The organism is Streptomyces sp. NBC_01237, assembly GCF_035917275.1.
Classification (GTDB): Bacteria; Actinomycetota; Actinomycetes; order Streptomycetales; family Streptomycetaceae; genus Streptomyces.
The window spans coordinates 3,996,140-4,013,395 of sequence record NZ_CP108508.1 but is presented as its reverse complement, the minus strand read 5'-3'; the positions used below and the strand labels follow the sequence as shown (position 1 = coordinate 4,013,395).

16 protein-coding genes and 1 tRNA gene are annotated in these 17,256 nt (G+C 71.3%); 7 read left to right on the top strand and 10 right to left on the bottom strand.

Going from position 1 to position 17,256, the window contains the following annotated elements; translation table 11 throughout:
* Positions 1-39 precede the first annotated feature (39 nt).
* Together OG251_RS17685 and OG251_RS17680 are read left to right on the top strand one after the other, a co-directional pair.
* The gene (locus OG251_RS17685) at positions 40-1,569 is read left to right on the top strand and encodes an alpha/beta hydrolase (RefSeq protein ID WP_326678099.1); all 1,530 of its coding nucleotides are present in this window, start codon (positions 40-42) and stop codon (positions 1,567-1,569) included.
* A gap of 116 nt (positions 1,570-1,685) precedes the next feature.
* A tRNA-Thr gene (locus OG251_RS17680) sits at positions 1,686-1,759 on the top strand.
* A 73-nt stretch (positions 1,760-1,832) separates the two neighbouring features.
* On the opposite strand, the gene OG251_RS17675 is transcribed toward OG251_RS17680, so the two are convergent.
* The 5 genes from OG251_RS17675 to OG251_RS17655 all read right to left on the bottom strand — a co-directional run bounded on the left by OG251_RS17675 (position 1,833) and on the right by OG251_RS17655 (position 6,227).
* Complete coding sequence (locus OG251_RS17675) at positions 1,833-3,197, bottom strand: cryptochrome/photolyase family protein (RefSeq protein WP_326678098.1); 1,365 nt, start codon at positions 3,195-3,197, stop codon at positions 1,833-1,835.
* Between the two features lie 192 nt (positions 3,198-3,389).
* Positions 3,390-3,794 (bottom strand): GntR family transcriptional regulator, encoded by a 405-nt coding sequence (locus tag OG251_RS17670; protein WP_326678097.1) that lies wholly within the window; start codon positions 3,792-3,794, stop codon positions 3,390-3,392.
* 45 nt (positions 3,795-3,839) lie between these two features.
* Positions 3,840-4,808 carry an ABC transporter permease gene (locus OG251_RS17665; protein WP_326678096.1) on the bottom strand — a complete coding sequence of 323 codons (969 nt, stop codon included), beginning with the start codon at positions 4,806-4,808 and terminating at the stop codon, positions 3,840-3,842.
* A complete protein-coding gene (locus OG251_RS17660; RefSeq protein WP_326678095.1) occupies positions 4,805-5,749 on the bottom strand; it encodes an ABC transporter ATP-binding protein in 945 nt (314 codons plus the stop codon). The genes OG251_RS17665 and OG251_RS17660 overlap by 4 nt, the downstream gene beginning before the upstream one ends.
* A gap of 166 nt (positions 5,750-5,915) precedes the next feature.
* Positions 5,916-6,227, bottom strand: coding sequence for a hypothetical protein (locus OG251_RS17655; RefSeq protein WP_326678094.1), 312 nt, complete (start codon positions 6,225-6,227; stop codon positions 5,916-5,918).
* A 269-nt stretch (positions 6,228-6,496) separates the two neighbouring features.
* Here OG251_RS17655 and OG251_RS17650 point away from each other — a divergent pair, with 269 nt between their 5' ends.
* Complete coding sequence (locus OG251_RS17650) at positions 6,497-7,501, top strand: LuxR C-terminal-related transcriptional regulator (protein ID WP_326678093.1); 1,005 nt, start codon at positions 6,497-6,499, stop codon at positions 7,499-7,501.
* A gap of 100 nt (positions 7,502-7,601) precedes the next feature.
* Here OG251_RS17650 and OG251_RS17645 read toward each other — a convergent pair whose 3' ends face one another.
* Together OG251_RS17645 and OG251_RS17640 are read right to left on the bottom strand one after the other, a co-directional pair.
* Positions 7,602-8,246, bottom strand: coding sequence for a response regulator transcription factor (locus tag OG251_RS17645; protein WP_326678092.1), 645 nt, complete (start codon positions 8,244-8,246; stop codon positions 7,602-7,604).
* Entirely contained in the window at positions 8,246-9,532 is a 1,287-nt protein-coding gene (locus OG251_RS17640) for a sensor histidine kinase (RefSeq protein WP_326678091.1), read from the bottom strand. Before OG251_RS17640 ends, OG251_RS17645 begins: the two co-directional genes overlap by 1 nt.
* 193 nt (positions 9,533-9,725) lie before the next feature.
* Here OG251_RS17640 and OG251_RS17635 point away from each other — a divergent pair, with 193 nt between their 5' ends.
* The gene (locus OG251_RS17635; RefSeq protein WP_326678090.1) at positions 9,726-10,385 is read left to right on the top strand and encodes a DedA family protein; all 660 of its coding nucleotides are present in this window, start codon (positions 9,726-9,728) and stop codon (positions 10,383-10,385) included.
* Here the strand turns inward: OG251_RS17635 and OG251_RS17630 are convergent.
* Positions 10,331-11,092 (bottom strand): thioesterase II family protein, encoded by a 762-nt coding sequence (locus tag OG251_RS17630; RefSeq protein WP_326678089.1) that lies wholly within the window; start codon positions 11,090-11,092, stop codon positions 10,331-10,333. The genes OG251_RS17635 and OG251_RS17630 overlap by 55 nt on opposite strands.
* A gap of 242 nt (positions 11,093-11,334) precedes the next feature.
* Here OG251_RS17630 and OG251_RS17625 point away from each other — a divergent pair, with 242 nt between their 5' ends.
* The 3 genes from OG251_RS17625 to OG251_RS17615 all read left to right on the top strand — a co-directional run bounded on the left by OG251_RS17625 (position 11,335) and on the right by OG251_RS17615 (position 15,360).
* A complete protein-coding gene (locus OG251_RS17625) occupies positions 11,335-12,069 on the top strand; it encodes an ABC transporter ATP-binding protein (RefSeq protein WP_073719564.1) in 735 nt (244 codons plus the stop codon).
* The gene (locus OG251_RS17620; RefSeq protein ID WP_326678088.1) at positions 12,063-14,558 is read left to right on the top strand and encodes an FtsX-like permease family protein; all 2,496 of its coding nucleotides are present in this window, start codon (positions 12,063-12,065) and stop codon (positions 14,556-14,558) included. Before OG251_RS17625 ends, OG251_RS17620 begins: the two co-directional genes overlap by 7 nt.
* A gap of 112 nt (positions 14,559-14,670) precedes the next feature.
* The gene (locus OG251_RS17615; protein WP_326678087.1) at positions 14,671-15,360 is read left to right on the top strand and encodes a class I SAM-dependent methyltransferase; all 690 of its coding nucleotides are present in this window, start codon (positions 14,671-14,673) and stop codon (positions 15,358-15,360) included.
* A gap of 107 nt (positions 15,361-15,467) precedes the next feature.
* Here the strand turns inward: OG251_RS17615 and OG251_RS17610 are convergent, their stop codons facing one another.
* Both OG251_RS17610 and OG251_RS17605 read right to left on the bottom strand, forming a co-directional pair.
* Positions 15,468-16,439, bottom strand: coding sequence for a TauD/TfdA family dioxygenase (locus tag OG251_RS17610; protein WP_326678086.1), 972 nt, complete (start codon positions 16,437-16,439; stop codon positions 15,468-15,470).
* Between the two features lie 15 nt (positions 16,440-16,454).
* Complete coding sequence (locus OG251_RS17605) at positions 16,455-17,252, bottom strand: 4'-phosphopantetheinyl transferase family protein (protein ID WP_326678085.1); 798 nt, start codon at positions 17,250-17,252, stop codon at positions 16,455-16,457.
* Positions 17,253-17,256 lie beyond the last annotated feature (4 nt).

Here is a 17,256-nt window from a genome sequence, read left to right as displayed (position 1 = left end):
GAATCGGACGAGTCGTCACCCGGCGACTACGCTCCCAGGATGAACACCAGGCGCCTGCTCCGCACCCTCGCCACCGGTCTCGGCACTGCCGGCCTGCTCGTCTCAGGCTGTAGCAGCGGCAGTTCGACCTCCAGCGCTTCGGCCACCGGTACGGCCGCCCCCAAGGGCCTCACGTCGTACTACACGCAGAAGCTGAGCTGGCGCGACTGCGGTGTCGAGGGTTTCCAGTGCACGTCGATGAAGGCACCGCTGGACTACGGGAAGCCGGACGACGGGGACATCAAGCTGGCGGTCTCCCGCAAGAAGGCCACCGGCCCGGGCAAGCGGATCGGCTCCCTCCTGGTGAATCCGGGCGGCCCCGGCGGTTCGGCGGTCGGCTACCTCCAGGGGTACGCGGCGATCGGCTACCCCGCCCAGGTCCGCGCCCGGTACGACATGGTGGCCATCGACCCGCGCGGTGTGGCCCGGAGCGAGCCCGTCGAATGCCTCACCGGCAAGGAGATGGACGCCTTCACCCAGGTCGACCAGACGCCCGACGACGACGGCGAGGCCACCAGGCTCAGCGGCGCCTTCGAGAAGTTCGCGGGCGGCTGCGAGAAGCGTTCGGGCAAGATCCTTCCGCATGTCTCCACGGTCGAGACGGCCCGCGACATGGATGTGCTGCGCGCCCTGCTCGGCGACGAGAAGCTGCACTACGTCGGGGCCTCGTACGGCACCTTCCTGGGTGCGACGTACGCGGACCTGTTCCCCACCCGCGCGGGCCGCCTGGTCCTGGACGGTGCGATGGACCCGTCTCTTGAGGCCATCGACATGAACCGCGACCAGACGGCCGGGTTCGAGGGGGCGTTCCAGTCGTTCGCCGCCGACTGCGTGAAGAAGACGGACTGCCCGCTGGGCACCACGTCCACCGCGGACGCGGCCACCGCCCTCAAGAAGCTCTTCACGGACCTGGACGCCGAGCCGGTCCCGACGGGGGAGAGCCGCGACCTGGGTGAGTCCCTGGCCACCACCGGTGTGATCGCCGCCATGTACGACGAGACGGCCTGGCCGCAGCTCCGCGAGGCCCTGGCGGGGGCCCGGCGCGGCGACGGCGCCGGGCTCCTGGCGCTCGCCGACAGCTACTACGAGCGCGAGCCGAACGGTGAGTACGCCAACCTGATGTACGCCAACGCCGCCGTGAACTGTCTCGATCTGCCGCCCGCCTTCGACGGTCCGGACGCGGTGCGCGAGGCCGTCCCCAGCTTCGAGAAGGCGTCCCCGGTCTTCGGCCGCGGCTTCGCCTGGGCGTCCCTGAACTGCGCCTACTGGCCGACGAAGGCCACGGGCTCCCCGCACCGCACCGAGGCGAAGGGCGCCGACCCGATCGTCGTGGTCGGCACCACCCGCGACCCGGCCACCCCCTACAAGTGGGCGCGGTCCCTCGCCGGCCAGCTCTCCTCCGGCACCCTCCTCACCTACGAGGGTGACGGCCACACGGCGTACGGCCGCGGCAGCGACTGCATCGACACGGCGATCAACACCTACCTCCTGGAGGGCACCCCGCCCACCGACGGCAAGAAGTGCACCTGACCCGCCCGATCCGTCTGACCTGCGCTGATGGCCCCGGGGGTGCCCGGTACGGAGCACCTGCCGAAACTGTGTAGACTTGGCGTCGCTGCTGATCGCACCATGGTGCGACAGGGCGCGCCGCCTTAGCTCAGTTGGCCAGAGCAACGCACTCGTAATGCGTAGGTCTCGGGTTCGAATCCCGAAGGCGGCTCGGAGAAACCCCAGGTCGGACATTTCTGACCTGGGGTTTTCCGGTTTCCGGGGTACGGCGGGGGTATGCCGTGTCACCGCTGGTCGCGGGCCCGTTTGAATCTGGCCAGGGCGTCGGGGAGTTCCACCAGGGGGGCCGGGTAGGCGTAGCGGGCTCGTTCCGGGGGTGGGAGTTTCCAGGGCTGGTGGATCGTGGCGCCTTCCAGGCCGGAGAGCTCGGGTACCCAGCGGCGCACGTAGTCGCCCTGCGGGTCGTGGCGTTTGGCCTGGGTGAGGGGGTTGAGGACCCGGTTGGGGCGGGTGTCGGTGCCGGTGCCCGCCATCCACTGCCAGTTGAGCTGGTTGTTGGCCACGTCCCCGTCGACCAGCAGGTCCAGGAAGTGCCGGGCGCCCAGGCGCCAGTCCAGGTAGAGCGTCTTGGTGAGGAAGCTCGCGGTCAGCATGCGTGCCCGGCCCGGCATCCAGCCCTCGTGACTCAGCTGGCGCATCGCCGCGTCGATCACCGGATAGCCGGTCAGGCCGTCCCGCCAGGCCTGTGCCTCGGCCTCGGCGTGGCGCCAGTGGTCGTGCCGGGGGCGGTAGTCGGTGTGGGCCGCGTCCGGCCGGGCCGCGAGGACCTGGTGGTGGAAGTCGCGCCAGGCCAGCTGGCGTACGAAGGCGTCGGCGCCGGGGTTGGTGGGGTGGTCGGCCCGGTGCACCAGTTCGGTGGCGGACAGGGTGCCGAAGTGCAGATGGGGGGAGAGCCGGGAGGTGGCGTCGGCCGCGAGGTCGGAGTTCCGGTCGGCGTAGGCGTCCAGGGAGCCGCGCAGCCAGGACGTGACGCGTCCGCGGGCCTCCCGCTCGCCGCCCTTCGCGAGGCCCGGCGACACCCCGGTGACGGCCCGGCGTTCGGGCAGGTCCAGGGAGGCGATGTGCTCGGGAACCGGTACGGACCGCGGGGCGCCCAGGGGTTTTCGGACCGCCGTCTCCCGCCAGCGCCGGAGGTAGGGGGTGAACACGGCGAAGTGGTCCTTCTGGTGCGGGACGTGTGCCCCCGGGGGGACGACCGTGACCACCGCGTCGTGGACCCGGAGCGTGCGGCCCTGTCCGGCGAGGGCCGTGTGCAGCTGTTCCTCGCGCCGCCGCGCGTAGGCACTGGCGCCCCCGGCCACGTGCACCTCGCGGGCGCCGGACCGGGCGGCGACCGAGCAGACCTCCTCGACCACCCCGCCGGAACGCAGCACCAGCCGTCCGCCGCGTTCGCGCAGCCCGGCGTCCAGATCGGCCAGACAGTCGGCGAGGAACGCCATCCGGTTGGGTGCGTCGAACCCGGCCGCGCGCACACCCTCGTCGAGGACGAACAGCGGCACCACCCGCTCGCTGTCCCGCAGCGCGGCGGTCAGGACCGGGTTGTCGCGCAGCCGCAGATCGGCGGTGAACAGACAGATGGACACGCTCACTTCGGCACGCCTTCCTGGCCGGGGAACGGAAGATCTCCGCCGGCCGTCCGGTACGACTCCCTGTCGGTCATATGACCGGCCCTTCTCGCTGGTGTCTCCTCCACCGGTCCGGAGCGGATCCGGCGGTGGATCGGTCTGCGAGTGGGAACGTATCGGACGGCCGGCGGAGCCGGACCGGGACGTGCCGGTGGGTCAGGCGTTCGTGTCGGAGGGGTACGTGGCTTCGAACGCGGCCCGGAAGAGGGCGGTGACGTCCTGGCCGCTGAGCCCTTCGGCGTGTGCCTGGCGTATCCATTCGGACAGCGCGCTGTGCAGCGGGGAGTCGGGGCCCGTCAGGGGCTGCGCGAGGGAGCGGGTGATGAAGGTGCCCGCTCCCTGGCGGACCTCGGCGAGGCCCGCGCGCTCCAGCTCGCGGTACGCCTTGAGGGTGGTGTTCGGGTTGACCTTGGTGGTCGCCGCGACCTGGGCTGCCGTGGGCAGCCGGTCACCCTCCTCCAGGGCGCCCATCCGCAGGGCCTGTTCGACCTGGTGGACGATCTGGAGATACGTTGCGACTCCGCTGCGCCGGTCGATGCGGAATACGACCACGGACTTCACCTTCCGCTCGATGCCGACACTTTACGTAGAACGAGGGGGCGCGCCCTACAGGGGACGCCGGGGGACCTGCCACAGGGTGAACGCCGTCAGCAGTGCCGTTCCGGCGAGCAGGATGCCGGCGCCGGTCCACTGCATGGCCGCCATCTGGTCGTAGCCGAGGTACTCGATGACATTGTTGACGATGCCCCTGTCCTTGATGCACGCGTTCGACGCCTTCTCGGTCGCCTCGCTGCAGGACCCCCAGCCGTAGAGATGTCCGTCGGCGCTGCCGATCCACCGGTCCAGTTCGTACGTCTCGGACAGCCGGGCCGGGAGTTCCTCGTCCAGGGGATAGGTGAACGTGCGGGACGGAGCCAGGCTCGCCCGGAACTCGCCCCAGGCGACCGTGACGACGGTGGAGAAGACGAAGGTCACCACCATGGAGGCCAGCACACGGCGCAGCAGTACGCCGATGGTGATGCCCGCTGCCGTGAGGAAGAGACACAGGGCCGGGAGCATGGGGCCGGTGTTGTCGAAGATGGTGCCTTCCATCCAGGTGTACGGGAACACCGAGCGGTAGGGCTCCCACCACCAGGTGAAGCACACGGAGAGCACTGTCCCGGCCAGCAGGGCGATGCCGAGGCCCCAGGCGCACTTCGCGGCCAGCCAGCGGCGGCGCGTCACGGACTGGGTGGTGGCCAGCTGGGCGGTGCCGTTCTCCTGGTCGGCCGCGATCAGCGGGGCGCCGAGGAAGACGCCGAGGACGACCGGGATGGCGTTCAGCAGGGTGGAGAGATGGCCGAACTGCTGCCCCAGGGGATCCTGTGGCGCCTCCTTCTCGGGCCAGCCCACCGCGTCGAGCGTCTGGATCAGGTCGGCGCGCTGGTACAGGATCCAGGCGGCGCCGAACACCACCAGGGCGAGAACGCCGCCCAGCGTGGCGCGGTGCTGGCGTACGAACAGCCAGTTCAGGCCGCGCAGCATCCGGGGCCGGGAGGTCTTCCCGGTGCGGGGTTCGGTCAGGGTGGTGCTCATGCGGTCCTGGTCCCTTCGGCCTCGATACGGGCGCCGGGTGTGTACAGCGCGGGTGCGTCCGGCGAGCGGAGGTGGGCGAGCAGCACTTCTTCGAGGCTGGGCTCGGTGATCTGCCAGGGACCGCCCAGCGGGCCCTGCGGCCGCACCATCGCGTGGAACTGGCGGCCCTGGATCCGGGCCTCGATCAGCGTGTGGGCGGCGAGTGCGGCGGGCAGCGCCCCGTCCTCGGTCACCCCGGTGACCAGGGCGTGCGCCGGAACCAGCGCGTCGGCGTCACCGGCCATCCTGATCCGGCCTCCGGCGACGACCAGCAGGTAGTCGCACATGTCCTCCAGCTCCGTCAGCATGTGTGAGGACATCACCACGGTGGTGCCGCGCTCGACGGCCTCCGCCATCAGCAGCGTGCTCATCTCGTCGCGCGCCAGCGGGTCCAGGTCCGACATCGGCTCGTCGAGCAGCAGCAGATCGGGCCGCTTGCCGAAGGCGAGCGCGAAGGCGACGCGGGTGCGCTGACCGCCGGAGAGCGTGCCGACCCGGGCGTGCATCGCTACCTGGCCCGAGCGGACGATGCGCTCGGCCGCCGCCATGTCCCAGCCGGGGTTGAGCTCGCTGCCCATGCGCAGGGTCTCGGCCACGGTGAACCGCTTGAACAGGGGCTTGTCCTGTCCGAGGAACGCGAATCTGGGCATCACCGCGGGGTCGTCCACCGGCACGCCGAAGACGTGCAGTTCGCCCTCGGTCGCCTCCACCTGACGGGTGGCCAGTCCGAGCAGGGTGCTCTTGCCCGCGCCGTTGGGGCCGACGAGACCGCAGATCCGGCCGGCCGGGAGCCGGAAGGAGCAGTCGCGCAGGGCCCAGCCGCGCCGGTAACGCTTGCTCAGACCGCGGGCCTCCAGTGCCCACGTGCCCGAAGTCCCGTTCGGGGTGCTCGTGTCCGCCACGCGCCTCGCCTCGATTCCACTAGTCAACTAATGGAATCATTGTCTGAGGGGTGAGCGGGTGTCAAGGCGGGTCGTGGCGGGGGGTGTGCGGACAACGCGCGAGGCGCCGGCCGAGGAACCCCCCTGGGTACCTTCTCGGCCGACGCCTCGCGTGGTGGCTGCCCGGTTATCGGGTCCAGGGCAGGTCCGGGTCCGGCTCATCCGTGTCGGTGCCGGTGCCCGGCTCGGGGTCACCGGACGTGGTGCCGACGGTGACCGCGGCGAGGAGCGACGGCGGGGCCGGCGAGGGGGTGGGGCCGGTCCAGGGCAGATCGTCGTCCGTGCCGGCCGTCGGGGTGAGCGACGCGCCGGCCGTCGGGGCCGCCTTCGTCCAGGGCAGGTCCTCGTCGGTTCCGGCGTTCGCCGTGCCGGCGAAGAGCAGGACGTTCAGGCAGGCCGCACCGATGACCGCCGCGAAGAAAGTTCTGTTCTTACGCATTCTTGAGATCCCCCTCGATTGCTGCTTCGTTCGTTCTGGTCAAACCGTACCCCACCCAATTTTTAACTACATTTTTCCGCGATTTCCTGCTGGGGAATCCACGCAAAAATGTGCCGAAACCGTGTGCGGCTAAGCTCCCCCCGAGAAGCCGGTGGGATGGGGTTGAATTCCCTCCGGTGCCGCCTGCTTCGGCAGTGACGTGGGCATCAGGGAAACGGTTCGTTCCTTGTGTGGTGTGGGGGAACGCCGTGGCACGGAGGGGGAGTGGCATGCTCAAGGAGATCGGGCTCGGCCAGGATGCGGAATACGCCTATCGCACCCTGTTGAAAGAACCGACAGCAGAGGTGCAGGTGCTGGCGGAACAGTTCGGCTGGTCCGTCGACCGGGTTTCTTCCGCGCTCGCCGAGCTTTCCGATCTTTCGCTCGTGCGACCGTCCTGGGAGAACCGCGGAAGTTCGCGGCTGGTGGATCCCGAACTCGGACTGAAAATGCTGATCCAGTCCCAGGAAATGGAACTGCTGAAACTCCAGCAGACGCTTTCGGAGAGCAAGCTCGCGGTGGCACGGCTGATCGCCGACTACCGGGACGAGGAGGACCGGTTCGCCCCGAGCACGGTCAAGCTGGCGAGCGGACCGGACGCGATCCAGTCCTGCATCGAGAAGGTCAGCCATGAATGCCGCGACGAGGTCGAGGTGTTCCTGCCGGGCGGCGCACAGCCGGCGGTGAGCCTGAAGGAGTCCCGGCCGCTGGATCTCATGCTGCTGGAGCGTTCGGTGCGGGTCAGATGCGTCTACTTGGACAGCATCCGCAACGACCGGCCGACCAGCGAGTACGCCCAGTGGCTCGGCGAGCAGGGCGGGCAGGTGCGGACGGTTCCCCAGCTGCCGCTGCGGATGATCATCTGGGACCGGCGGGTGGCGCTCGTACCGGTGGATCCCCATGATCCGGACCGGGGCGCGTTCCTGTTGTCGAGCCCGGGGCCGGTCGCGGCCCTCCAGGCACTGTTCGAGCAGGTCTGGCAGATGGGTTCACGCTTCGGTGAGGAGCGCGACCGTGATCGCTGCCGCAATTCCGACGGTGCCCCGGCCGATCAGGAGGCCGCCGTGCTGGGGCTGCTCGCCGCCGGGCTCACCGACGAGGTCATCGCCCGCAAGCTCGGTGTCTCCGTACGCACCAGCCGCCGGATCACCGCCGAGCTGATGAGCCGACTGGGAGCGCGCAGCCGGTTCCAGCTGGGCGCGCTGGCGGCGCAGCGCGGCTGGCTCGCGGGATGAGCGGAGCGGCGCGGGCGCGGCGGGCGGCGTGGCGGGGCGGGGCGACCGGGTGACGTTCTGGTGGGTGTGGGCGGTCGGGGGGTGCCTGTGGGCGGTGTGGTCAGCCGCGCAGGTAGGCCAGTACGGCGAGGACCCGGCGGTTGGTGGAGTCGGACAGGCTGAGGTCGAGCTTGGTGAGGATCGAGCCGAAGTGCTTGCTGACCGTGCCTTCGCTGACGGTCAGGGCCGCGGCGATGGAGGCGTTGGACTTGCCCTCCGCCATGAGGGCCAGCACCTCCTGCTCACGGGCCGTCAGCCTCGACATGGGGTCGCGGCGGTGCCGGATCAGCTGCCTGACGACTTCCGGGTCGACCACCGTGGCGCCCTCGGCCACCCGGTGCAGGGCGTCGATGAACTCCTCGACGTTGCCGATGCGTTCCTTGAGCAGATAGCCGACGCCGGTGCCGTCCGATGAGTCCAGCAGATCCTCGGCGTAGGCGCGCTGGACGTACTGGCTGAGCACCAGGACGGGCAGGTCCGGCTGCTTCCTGCGCAGCTCGACCGCGGCTCGCAGACCCTCGTCGGAGAAGCCGGGCGGCATCCGTACGTCGGTCACCACGATGTCCGGGCGGTGTTCGAGCACCGCCGCGGTCAGCTCCTCGGCCGTGCCCGCTCCGGCGACCACCTGATGGCCGAACCGCTCCAGGAGACCGACCAGGCCTTCCCGCAGGAGCACGCTGTCCTCGGCCAGTACGATGCGCAACATCAAGTCCTCGATCGGGCGGGTGAGCAGGGGACTTGAAGACGGAACACCGTGGGACCCCCGGGCGGACTGGACACTAGCAGGTGGCCGCCGAGCACCGAGATGCGATCGGCGACGCCCTGGAGCCCCGTGCCGTCGACCGTGTCGGCGCCGCCGATCCCGTTGTCCTCGACCTCCACCGTCAGCCGGCCCTTCTCGGCCCGGCCGGTGACTTTCGCCCGGGTCGCGCGGCTGTGTTTGGCCACGTTCGCCAGGGCCTCGCAGATCGCGAAGTAGACGGCGGTCTCGATGGCTTCGAGCATCCGGCCGGGCAGGTCGAAGCTCACGTCCACCGGCACCGCGGAACGGTCGGCGATGTCCTCCACGGCGGCCTCCAGGCCCCGGTCGGTGAGGACTTGGGGGTGGATGCCCCGGATCAGCTCCCGGATCTCCACCAGGGCCACCCCCGCCTCCTCGTGCGCCTTGGTCAGCAGGCTGCCGAGCGGCTCGGCGGGGTTCTCCAGCCTGGCCAGGCCCAGCGTCATGGAGAGGGCGACGAGCCGCTGCTGCGCCCCGTCGTGCAGGTCGCGTTCGATACGGCGGCGTTCCGCCTCGAAGGCGTCCACCAGACGCATCCGGGAGCGGCCCAGCTCCTGGATGCGGGAGTCGAGCCCGGATTCCGGGATGGTGAGCAACTGCCGGGTCAGTACGGCGCGGCCGGCGGCCAGCACACCCAACGGATAGGCGAGCAGCGGGAGAAGAAGGACACCGGCGACCAGGGCGGCGAACGCCTCCGGGTAGGAGTCGGCGATCCAGAGCTTGAGTACGCGGGCCTCCTCGTCGCCGCCCGCGGCCATCATCGCGGGCGTGGCGATCAGACCCCCGCACACGGTCAGGACGGTCCCGACGGCCAGCCCCTCAAGGGGCCACAGCAGGCAGGCGAACAGCAGCGCGTACCCCAACTCCCGCCAGGTGGCCCGCTCCTGGAGCCGCGTACGCAGCCAGGAGTACAGCCCCGTGCTCTGCGGCTCGCGGTGCGGGCCGGGGATCGGGTCGCGGTCCAGGAGCCGGAGCCTGCGGCGTTCCAGGGCGGCCAGCGGGATGCCGGTGAGGACGAGCGTGAGGAGCAGGGGCACACCGATCAGGACCACGGTGAGCACGCTGCCGGCGAGCGCGAGCAGCAGCAGGGTGGCCAGCGTGGCGATACCGAGCGGCACGCTGGTCAGCAGATAGAGCGCCGAGCGCCACGGCCAACTGCTGAGGACATAGCGGCGCTGCTGGAGTGCCTGCCAGAGGCTGGGGGAGTGCATGAGGGCACGCTATGAGACGCCGTGCGGGCGGACCACCCAGCTAGCTCCACCCTTGGGGTGGGCACTGCCTCTCCCGGAAGAGTCCTCCCAGTTGCAATGTGCCGGACCCGCCCGCTCGGGTCTCCTTGAGGCAGTGGGCAGCCGACTGCTCCCGCCCCGCACTTCGGGGCCGTGCCACATCGAGGGGACTTCCATGGACTGGCTCCAGACCCAGTTGTCAGCCGTGCCTGTCTGGCTGACGCTGGTGATCGTGTTCCTGCTACCCACGATGGAACCGGTGCTTCCGGTGTTGGGCATGCTGCTTCCTTCCCAGACCGCTCTGGTGGTGAGCGGGGTGCTCGCGCACCACGGCACGCTTCCGCTGGCCGGTGCGCTCACCGTCGCGGTGCTCGGTGCGGTGGCGGGCAATGTGCTCGGTCATCTCGTCGGACGGGTGTGGGGGGCCAGGATCGCCGCCGGGCTGCCCGCCCGGGTCACGCAATCGCGCAAGTACCGGGCCGCGTTGAGCGCGGTCAGTACGTACAGCGGCCGGGCGGTGCTGCTCGGGCGGTTCAATGTGGCGCTGCGCACGATGGTTCCGGTCATGAGCGGCACCGTGCGGGTGCCCTGGTCGCGGTATCTGCTGTGGTCGGTCGTGGGCAGCCTGCTGTGGGCCCCGGCGTGTGTGGTGATGGGGCTCCTGGCGGGCAGTTCGTGGCAGCAGTGGGGCGGCTCCGGCGTACTGGCCGGCGCCTCGGTGCTGCTGCTCGTCACCACCTCGCTCCCGGCGCTCCTGTCGCTGCGGCGCGGCGGGACGGTTCAGAGGCGGTCGCCGATGAACGTCAGCAGTTCCGCCTCCTTCGGCACCAAGTAGAAGTGGTCGCCGGGGAAGACCCGGCTCTCGAATCCGGCCGTGGTGAGCGATGACCAGGATTCCAGTTCCGTGACCTGGCAGCCCGGATCGCGGTCCCCGCCCACCGCGGTGACCGGTGCCCGGAGCGGGGTGGTGTCGCGGGGCCGGTAGGACTCGATCAGCCGGAAGTCGCCCCGCAGGGACGGCAGCAGCAGCGGGCGCAGATCGGGGTCGTCGTACACGGACGAGGCCATGTCGCCCAGGCGCCGTGCCGAGGCGATGAGCCGCTCGTCGTCCAGGGTGTGCAGGGTGCCGCCGCGCTCGGTGTGCGGCGCGCCGCGTCCCGACACGATGACGCGGGCGGGGACGACGCCGTGCCGTTCGTCGAGGCGGCGCGCGACCTCGTAGGCGACCGCGGAGCCGAGGCTGTGGCCGAACAGGACGACCGGCAGCTTCCGTGCGCCGGTGACCACGGGTTCCAGCGCGTCGGTGATGCGGTCGGCCAGCTCGGCCATGGTCTCGACGCAGGGTTCGGCGAACCGCTCCTGCCTGCCGGGGTACTGGGTGGCGAGCAGTTCCACATCGGCGGGCAGACGTCCCGGCCAGCGGTGGAACAGGGTCGCCGTGCCGCCCGCGTGCGGGAAGCAGACCATCCTGGCCCTGACCTTCCCGGCCCTCCGGTACGTCCGGAACCACTGGTTCCCATTTTCGGCGTCGATGACCGCCACGCGAATCCACCCCTTCGGGGCCTCGGCCGGCCCCACTCGTGCACGTCATGATCCGGCCTCGAAGTGGCCGACGGACGTCCTCGGGCGTGCAGGGTCCTGTCGGCGCAGCTTCCTGCCTTCCGGTTCGCTGCCTTTTCGGCACCGGTGCAGCCATCGTGCACAGAAAGGTGGAGCTAACTCCACCACCAAGATTCCGCTCCGCTCCGATGTGTCGGAAGCGCGGGCCCTATTGAGTGGACACCATGAATCAAGCAGCCGTCCGGCTCAGTTCGGTCACCCGGTCCTACGGCAAGGACGCCAGCGCGGTCACCGCGCTGGACCGGGTCAGCCTGGACATTCCCCAGGGCACCTTCACCGCCATCATGGGCCCGTCGGGCTCCGGCAAGTCGACTCTGCTCCAGTGCACCGCGGGACTGGACCGGCCCACCAGCGGCCAGGTGTTCCTGGGTGACACGGACCTGACCCGGCTCAGCGAGAAGAAGCTGACGCTGCTGCGCCGCAAGCGCATCGGGTTCGTCTTCCAGGCGTTCAACCTGCTGCCCTCGCTGACCGCCGAGCAGAACGTGGCGCTCCCGCTGCGACTGGCCGGGCGCCGTCCCAAGCGGGCCCAGGTGCTGGAGGTGCTGGAGCAGGTGGGGCTGCGCGAGCGGGCCGGGCACCGGCCCAGTGAGATGTCCGGCGGCCAGCAGCAGCGCGTGGCCCTGGCCCGCGCCCTGGTGACCCGCCCCGAGGTGCTCTTCGGGGACGAGCCGACCGGTGCCCTGGATTCCACCACCAGCCGGGAGGTGCTGTCCATGCTCCGCTCGATGGTGGACCGCGGCCAGACCGTGATCATGGTGACGCACGACCCGGTCGCCGCCTCCTACGCGGACCGGGTGCTGTTCCTCGCCGACGGCGTGGTGCAGGACGAGCTGTACTCGCCCTCCGCCGAGCAGGTCGCCGCGCGCATGACGAAGCTGGCGGCGGTCCCGTGCTGAGCCTCGCACTGCAGGGCATGAAGACCCGCTGGGTCACCTTCGTCGGCTCCTTCATCGCGCTGGCCCTGGGCGTCGGGCTCATCGCGACCACCGGGCTCGCGCTCGCGGCCACCTTCAGCGCCCCCGACCGGGGCCCCGAACGGTTCGCCCAGGCCCCCGTCGTCGTCCAGGCGTCCGACCGGCTCCGCGTGGACACTCCGATCGGCATCCGTACCCAGCCGCTCGACAACCCCCGCCCGGTGCCCGCGAAGCTGGCCGCCGAACTGGCCGGACTCGGCCGCACGGTCCAGGACCGGACCTTCCCGGTCACCGTCGAGGACGCGAACCTGGACGGCGATGTCGAGGCGACGGTCGGCCACCCCTGGTCGGTCGCGGGCTCCACTCCGTACCGACTCTCCGGCGGACGCACCCCCTCGGCGCCCGGCGAGGTCGTCGTCACGGCCGGGCCCGGCGCCGATGTGCGGACCGGGGACCGGATCCGGGTCGCCACCCCGGCCGGCACCGGCACCAGGACCGTGGTCGGCACCGTGGCGGCCGCGGGCTTCGAGACCGCCGTGTTCTTCACCGACGCCGAGGCCGCCAGGATCTCCCCGGCCATCGACGCCGTGGTGGTGCACGCGGCCGCCGGCAAGGTACGGGAGGTGGCCGGCGAGAAGACCGGCCTGACCGTCCTCACCGGCGACGACCGGCGCCGCGCCGACCCCGACCCGGACCGTGACGACGAGGCCCTGGTCTCCGTCAACGCGCTGCTGGGCACCGCGGCGGCCATCACCGGCTTCGTCTCCGTCTTCGTCGTCGCCTCGACGTTCTCCTTCGCCGTGGCCCAGCGCAGGCGCGAGTTCGGCCTGCTGCGCACGGCGGGCGCGACCCCCAACCAGGTGCGCCGGATGGTGTACGCGGAAGCCGTCGTCATCGGCGTCCTGGCCTCGGCCGCGGGCTGCTGGCTGGGGGCCGCCGGAGCGCCGCGGCTGGCCTCCTGGATGGTCGATGTGAAGATCGCGCCGCACTGGTTCGCCATCGGTGACCAGACCTGGCCGCTGCACACCGCCTTCTGGACCGGACTGTTCGTGGCGATGGCCGGGGTACTGGTCTCCTCCTACCGGGCCGGGAAGGTCGGCCCCACCGAGGCGCTGCGCGAATCGGCCGTCGACAGCCGGGCGATGCCGGTGAGCCGCTGGCTGATGGCCACGCTCGTGCTGCTGACCGGACTGGGGCTGCTGGGCATGGCGCTGGTCAACGACCCCGGGGACGTACTCAAGCGCAAGACCTACATCACCCAGCCGATGCTGCTGATCGTCGGGTTCGCCCTGTTCGCCCCGGTCCTGGTGCGTCCGCTGACCCGGCTGCTGACCTGGCTGCCCGCCCAGCTGCCCGGCGCCACCGGCGTACTGGCCAGGGAGAACGCAGCCGCCGGAGTGCGCAGGACCGCGGCCGTGGCCGCCCCCGTCATCATCACCGTCGCCCTCGCCGCCTCGCTCATGGGGACGACGGCCACCATCAACGAGGCCAAGGCCACCGAGGCGCGCAACCACACCGTCGCCGACTTCGTCGTGGTCTCCGAGGGCGAAGGCCGGGCGATCGCGCCGCGGTTCGTCCAGCGCACCCGGAACATCGAGGGCGCCACGGTCAGCGCGTCGCGCTCCACCGGGGTGACCGTGCTCGAAGAGGGCACGGCGCTCGTCAAGTCCGAGGCAAGGGCGGTCACTCCGGCCGGTCTGGCCGCCGTGTCCGACCTGCCGGTGGTGGCGGGCCGGCTCACCGACCTCGACGACCGCAGCATCGTCGTCAACGAGGAGTGGCTGACCACGACCGTGGGGCAGCGGGTCTCCGTCTGGCTGGGCGACGGCCGCAAGGTCTCGCTCAGGGTCGCCGCCGTCCTCGGCACGGGCACCGGCAGCAACGGGGTGTATCTGACCCCCCGCAACGCCGCGGGCGCGGGCATCGACCGGATCGACGTCAAGGTGAAGGACGGCGCCGACCGGGCGGCCGTCGCCGCGGCCCTGCGCGAGGCGGGTGCGGCCACCGGGACCGAGGTGCTCACGAAGAGCGAATGGGTGGACGAGCACTACCCGCGCTCCAGCGAGAACACCCGGCTCGGCCTGCTGATGATCCTGGGCATCGCCCTCGTCTACACGGGCATCGCCCTGGCCAACACCCTGGTGATGGCCACCTCGGACCGGGTCCGTGACCTCGCGGTGCTCCGCCTCTCCGGCGCCACCAAGGCGCAGGTCCTGCGCCTGGTCGCGGTGGAGGCGCTGGTGGTGGTCGCGGTCGGGGCCGTGATCGGCGGTGCCGTCGCCGGGCTCAATCTGCTCGGGGTGTGGGGCGCGCTGGGACTGCTGGACGTGTGGTCGGCGGTCGTCGTGCCCTGGGGGACCGTCGGCGCGGTCGTCGCGGCCAGCGCCGTACTGGCCACCGTGTCCGCCGTCCTGCCCGCCTCCTTCGCACTGCGCATCCGGCCGGTCGAACTGGCCGGCATGCGCGAGTAGTCCGGGCTCCGGCAGGGGCCCGGAGCGGTCCGGGGCCGACGGCGGCCCCGGGCCGTCCGCGGCCCGGGACGGCGAGCGGCCATCACCATACGAACCTGAGAGGCAGAGCACGTTGACGAGCGACACCGGGGTGATGCTCCATGAGTTTCTGCGGTCCCCCTTGCAGGTCGGCGCGGTGGCGCCGAGCTCGCGCAGGCTCGCTGCGGCGGTAACGGCCCCCGTACCCGAGGCCGGTGACCCCGTGGTCGTCGAACTCGGACCGGGTACCGGCGCGTTCACCGGAATGATCCAGGAGCTGCTGGGCGGCCGCGGTCACCACGTGGCCGTGGAGATCAACCCCCGGCTGGCCGACTCCCTGCGCAGACGCTTCCCACGGGTCGAGGTGCTCACCGCCGACGCCTCCCGGCTGCCGCGGCTGCTGGCCGAGTGCGGCCACGGCACGGCGGACGTCGTCATCAGCGGTCTGCCGTGGGTGTCGCTGCCCGGACATGTGCAGCACGAGACGCTGTGCGCCGTCCGCGATGTGCTTCCGGTGGACGGGGCGTTCACGACCTTCGGATACGTCCACGCGATGCGGCTCGCGCCGGCCAGGCGGTTCCGCCGGATGCTCGGCGTGAACTTCGAGGAGGTGGTGGCGGGCCGCACCGTGTGGGGCAACCTGCCGCCCGCGTTCGTCTACCACAGCAGGCGGCCGCGCGACATCAAGCCGATCCGCCGGCTGTACGGGCCGGAGGGGCACGGCTGCACATGCGTGGCCACGGGCGGCACATGCGTGGCCACGGGCGGCACGGGGCACTGCTGACCCCGTGCCCCGCCCCGGCGCGGTACCGGCCCCGCGACTGAGTCCGCCGCCGCACCTCTTCGGTGCGGCGGCGGACTCAGTGGTGCCGGTGCGTGTCTCCTGGTACGTCAGCCCGCGGACGGCTCCGCCATCGCCACCGCGATCCTGCGCGGACCGGTGAACGGCTCGCGGGCGTGCGCGGCGAGCATGTTGTCCACCACCAGGATGTCGTGGCGCTCCCAGTCGAACCGGGTACTGGCGTCCCGGTAGCACTGGCGCAGATGCGCCACCACGTCGTCCGGGATCGGCGCGCCGTCCCCGTAGTACGAGTTGGTCGGCAGGTCCTCGGGCGCGAAGATCTCCTCCAGGCCCTCCCTGACGTCCGCTCCCAGCGTGCTGACGTGGAAGAACGTGATGTGGTTGAACCACACCGGCTCGCCCGTCACCGGGTGGCTGTGCACCGCGTCGCGGATCGCGGTGGTCCGCATGCCGCCCTCGGTGAACTCCACGCCGATGCCCTTGTCACGGCAGTACGCGGCGACCGCGTCCCGGTCGTCGGTGTTGAACGCCTGCTGCCACGGGACCCCGAAGTCCTGGTGGAAGTTGCGCACCACACGCCAGCGGCGCCGGGTGAACTCCTCCCGTACGTCCGGGTCGATGGCCGCGTACACCTTGCGGATGTCCGCGAGCGGGGTGGCGCCCAGGGTGATCGCCGGCTCGATGCAGAAGAAGTACAGCGCGTGGGGCCAGACCGCCTGGTAGGAGTTCTCGTTGTGCAGGAAGATCTCCTCGTCCGCCGGATAGTCGGTCGAGGTGTACACCTGCCCCTTGATGGTGCTGCGCGGCGAGGAGCGCTCCGCGTACGTCAGGGGCGGCATCCCGGACAGGGCGTGCACGGACCCGTTGAAGCCGTCCACGCCCTCGACCCGGAAGCCGCGCAGCAGCACGGCTCCCCGCTCGGTGAGGGCGGCGCGCAGCTCCGGTCTGTTGCGGGTGATGAAGGCGCTGACCTCGGTGTCGGGGCCGGGCGCCAGGAAGACGCGGGGCAGATGTCCGGGCAGGTCGGTGCCGGTGGGCAGGGTGATCGCTGATGTCGTCATGAGGTGTCGGCTCCTTCAGGAGCGGAAGGGTTCGAGGACGGAGTGGGAGCCCGGCTGCCGGGCCGCGGCGTCCGGGGCGTGCGGATCGCGCAGGAGCACCGGTCCGGTGGAGCCGGCCGGGCGGGCGAGTGCCACGAACAGGCCGCGCTCGCTGGGCAGGTCCTGGACCAGCCAGTCGTCGCCGCCCGACGGTTCGCCGCCGTGCACGACCAGGGGGCCCGGGTGCTCGGGGCGGACCTCCAGGGCCTTGAGGTCCGCGGTGATACCGGTGCCGATCGCCTTCACAACCGCCTCCTTGCGGGTCCAGCACCGCAGGAAGGCGGCCTGTCGTGCGCCGTCGTCCAGCAGGCCGTCCAGATGGGCCAGTTCGGATGGGGACATGACCAGGGAGGCGGCGCCGGCCGGGTTTCCCGACCTGCCGTCCTCCACATCGACGCCGACCTGTCCCGAGGTGGTCACCGCGAGGGCCCAGTGCGGCCCCGCGTGGGAGAGGTTGAAGTCGAGGGCGGTGGGCGGCCCGATCACGACCGGTCTGCCGTGATCGGGGTCCGCGCACCAGGGACAGGGCTTCGTGCCGAACCGGATTCCGGCCGGAGGTACCTCCAGGTACCGGGCCAGGACCCGGCGTACGGCGATGTGCGCGCCCGCGTACCGCTGCCCCTCGGCTGGCGGTCTGCGGCGCATCACCGTGCGCTCGGCGGCGGAGAGGAGCCGCAGGTCGGCGCCGGGCGGGGCACCGTGGGTGGTGCCCTGCCAGACGTGCGTGCCGCCGCTGTCCCACAGTGCGCGGTACTCGCGCTCGGTGGTGCTCACCCGG

Bases quoted from the DNA above. Each gene is read 5' to 3' on its own strand.
- OG251_RS17625 (WP_073719564.1), top strand. From the start codon at position 11,335: ATGAATCAAGCAGCCGTCCGGCTCAGTTCGGTCACCCGGTCCTACGGC.
- OG251_RS17685 (WP_326678099.1), top strand. From the start codon at position 40: ATGAACACCAGGCGCCTGCTCCGCACCCTCGCCACCGGTCTCGGCACT.
- OG251_RS17610 (WP_326678086.1), bottom strand. From the start codon at position 16,439: ATGACGACATCAGCGATCACCCTGCCCACCGGCACCGACCTGCCCGGA.
- OG251_RS17665 (WP_326678096.1), bottom strand. From the start codon at position 4,808: ATGAGCACCACCCTGACCGAACCCCGCACCGGGAAGACCTCCCGGCCC.
- OG251_RS17640 (WP_326678091.1), bottom strand. From the start codon at position 9,532: ATGCACTCCCCCAGCCTCTGGCAGGCACTCCAGCAGCGCCGCTATGTC.
- OG251_RS17650 (WP_326678093.1), top strand. From the start codon at position 6,497: ATGCTCAAGGAGATCGGGCTCGGCCAGGATGCGGAATACGCCTATCGC.
- OG251_RS17655 (WP_326678094.1), bottom strand. From the start codon at position 6,227: ATGCGTAAGAACAGAACTTTCTTCGCGGCGGTCATCGGTGCGGCCTGC.
- OG251_RS17645 (WP_326678092.1), bottom strand. From the start codon at position 8,246: ATGTTGCGCATCGTACTGGCCGAGGACAGCGTGCTCCTGCGGGAAGGC.
- OG251_RS17635 (WP_326678090.1), top strand. From the start codon at position 9,726: ATGGACTGGCTCCAGACCCAGTTGTCAGCCGTGCCTGTCTGGCTGACG.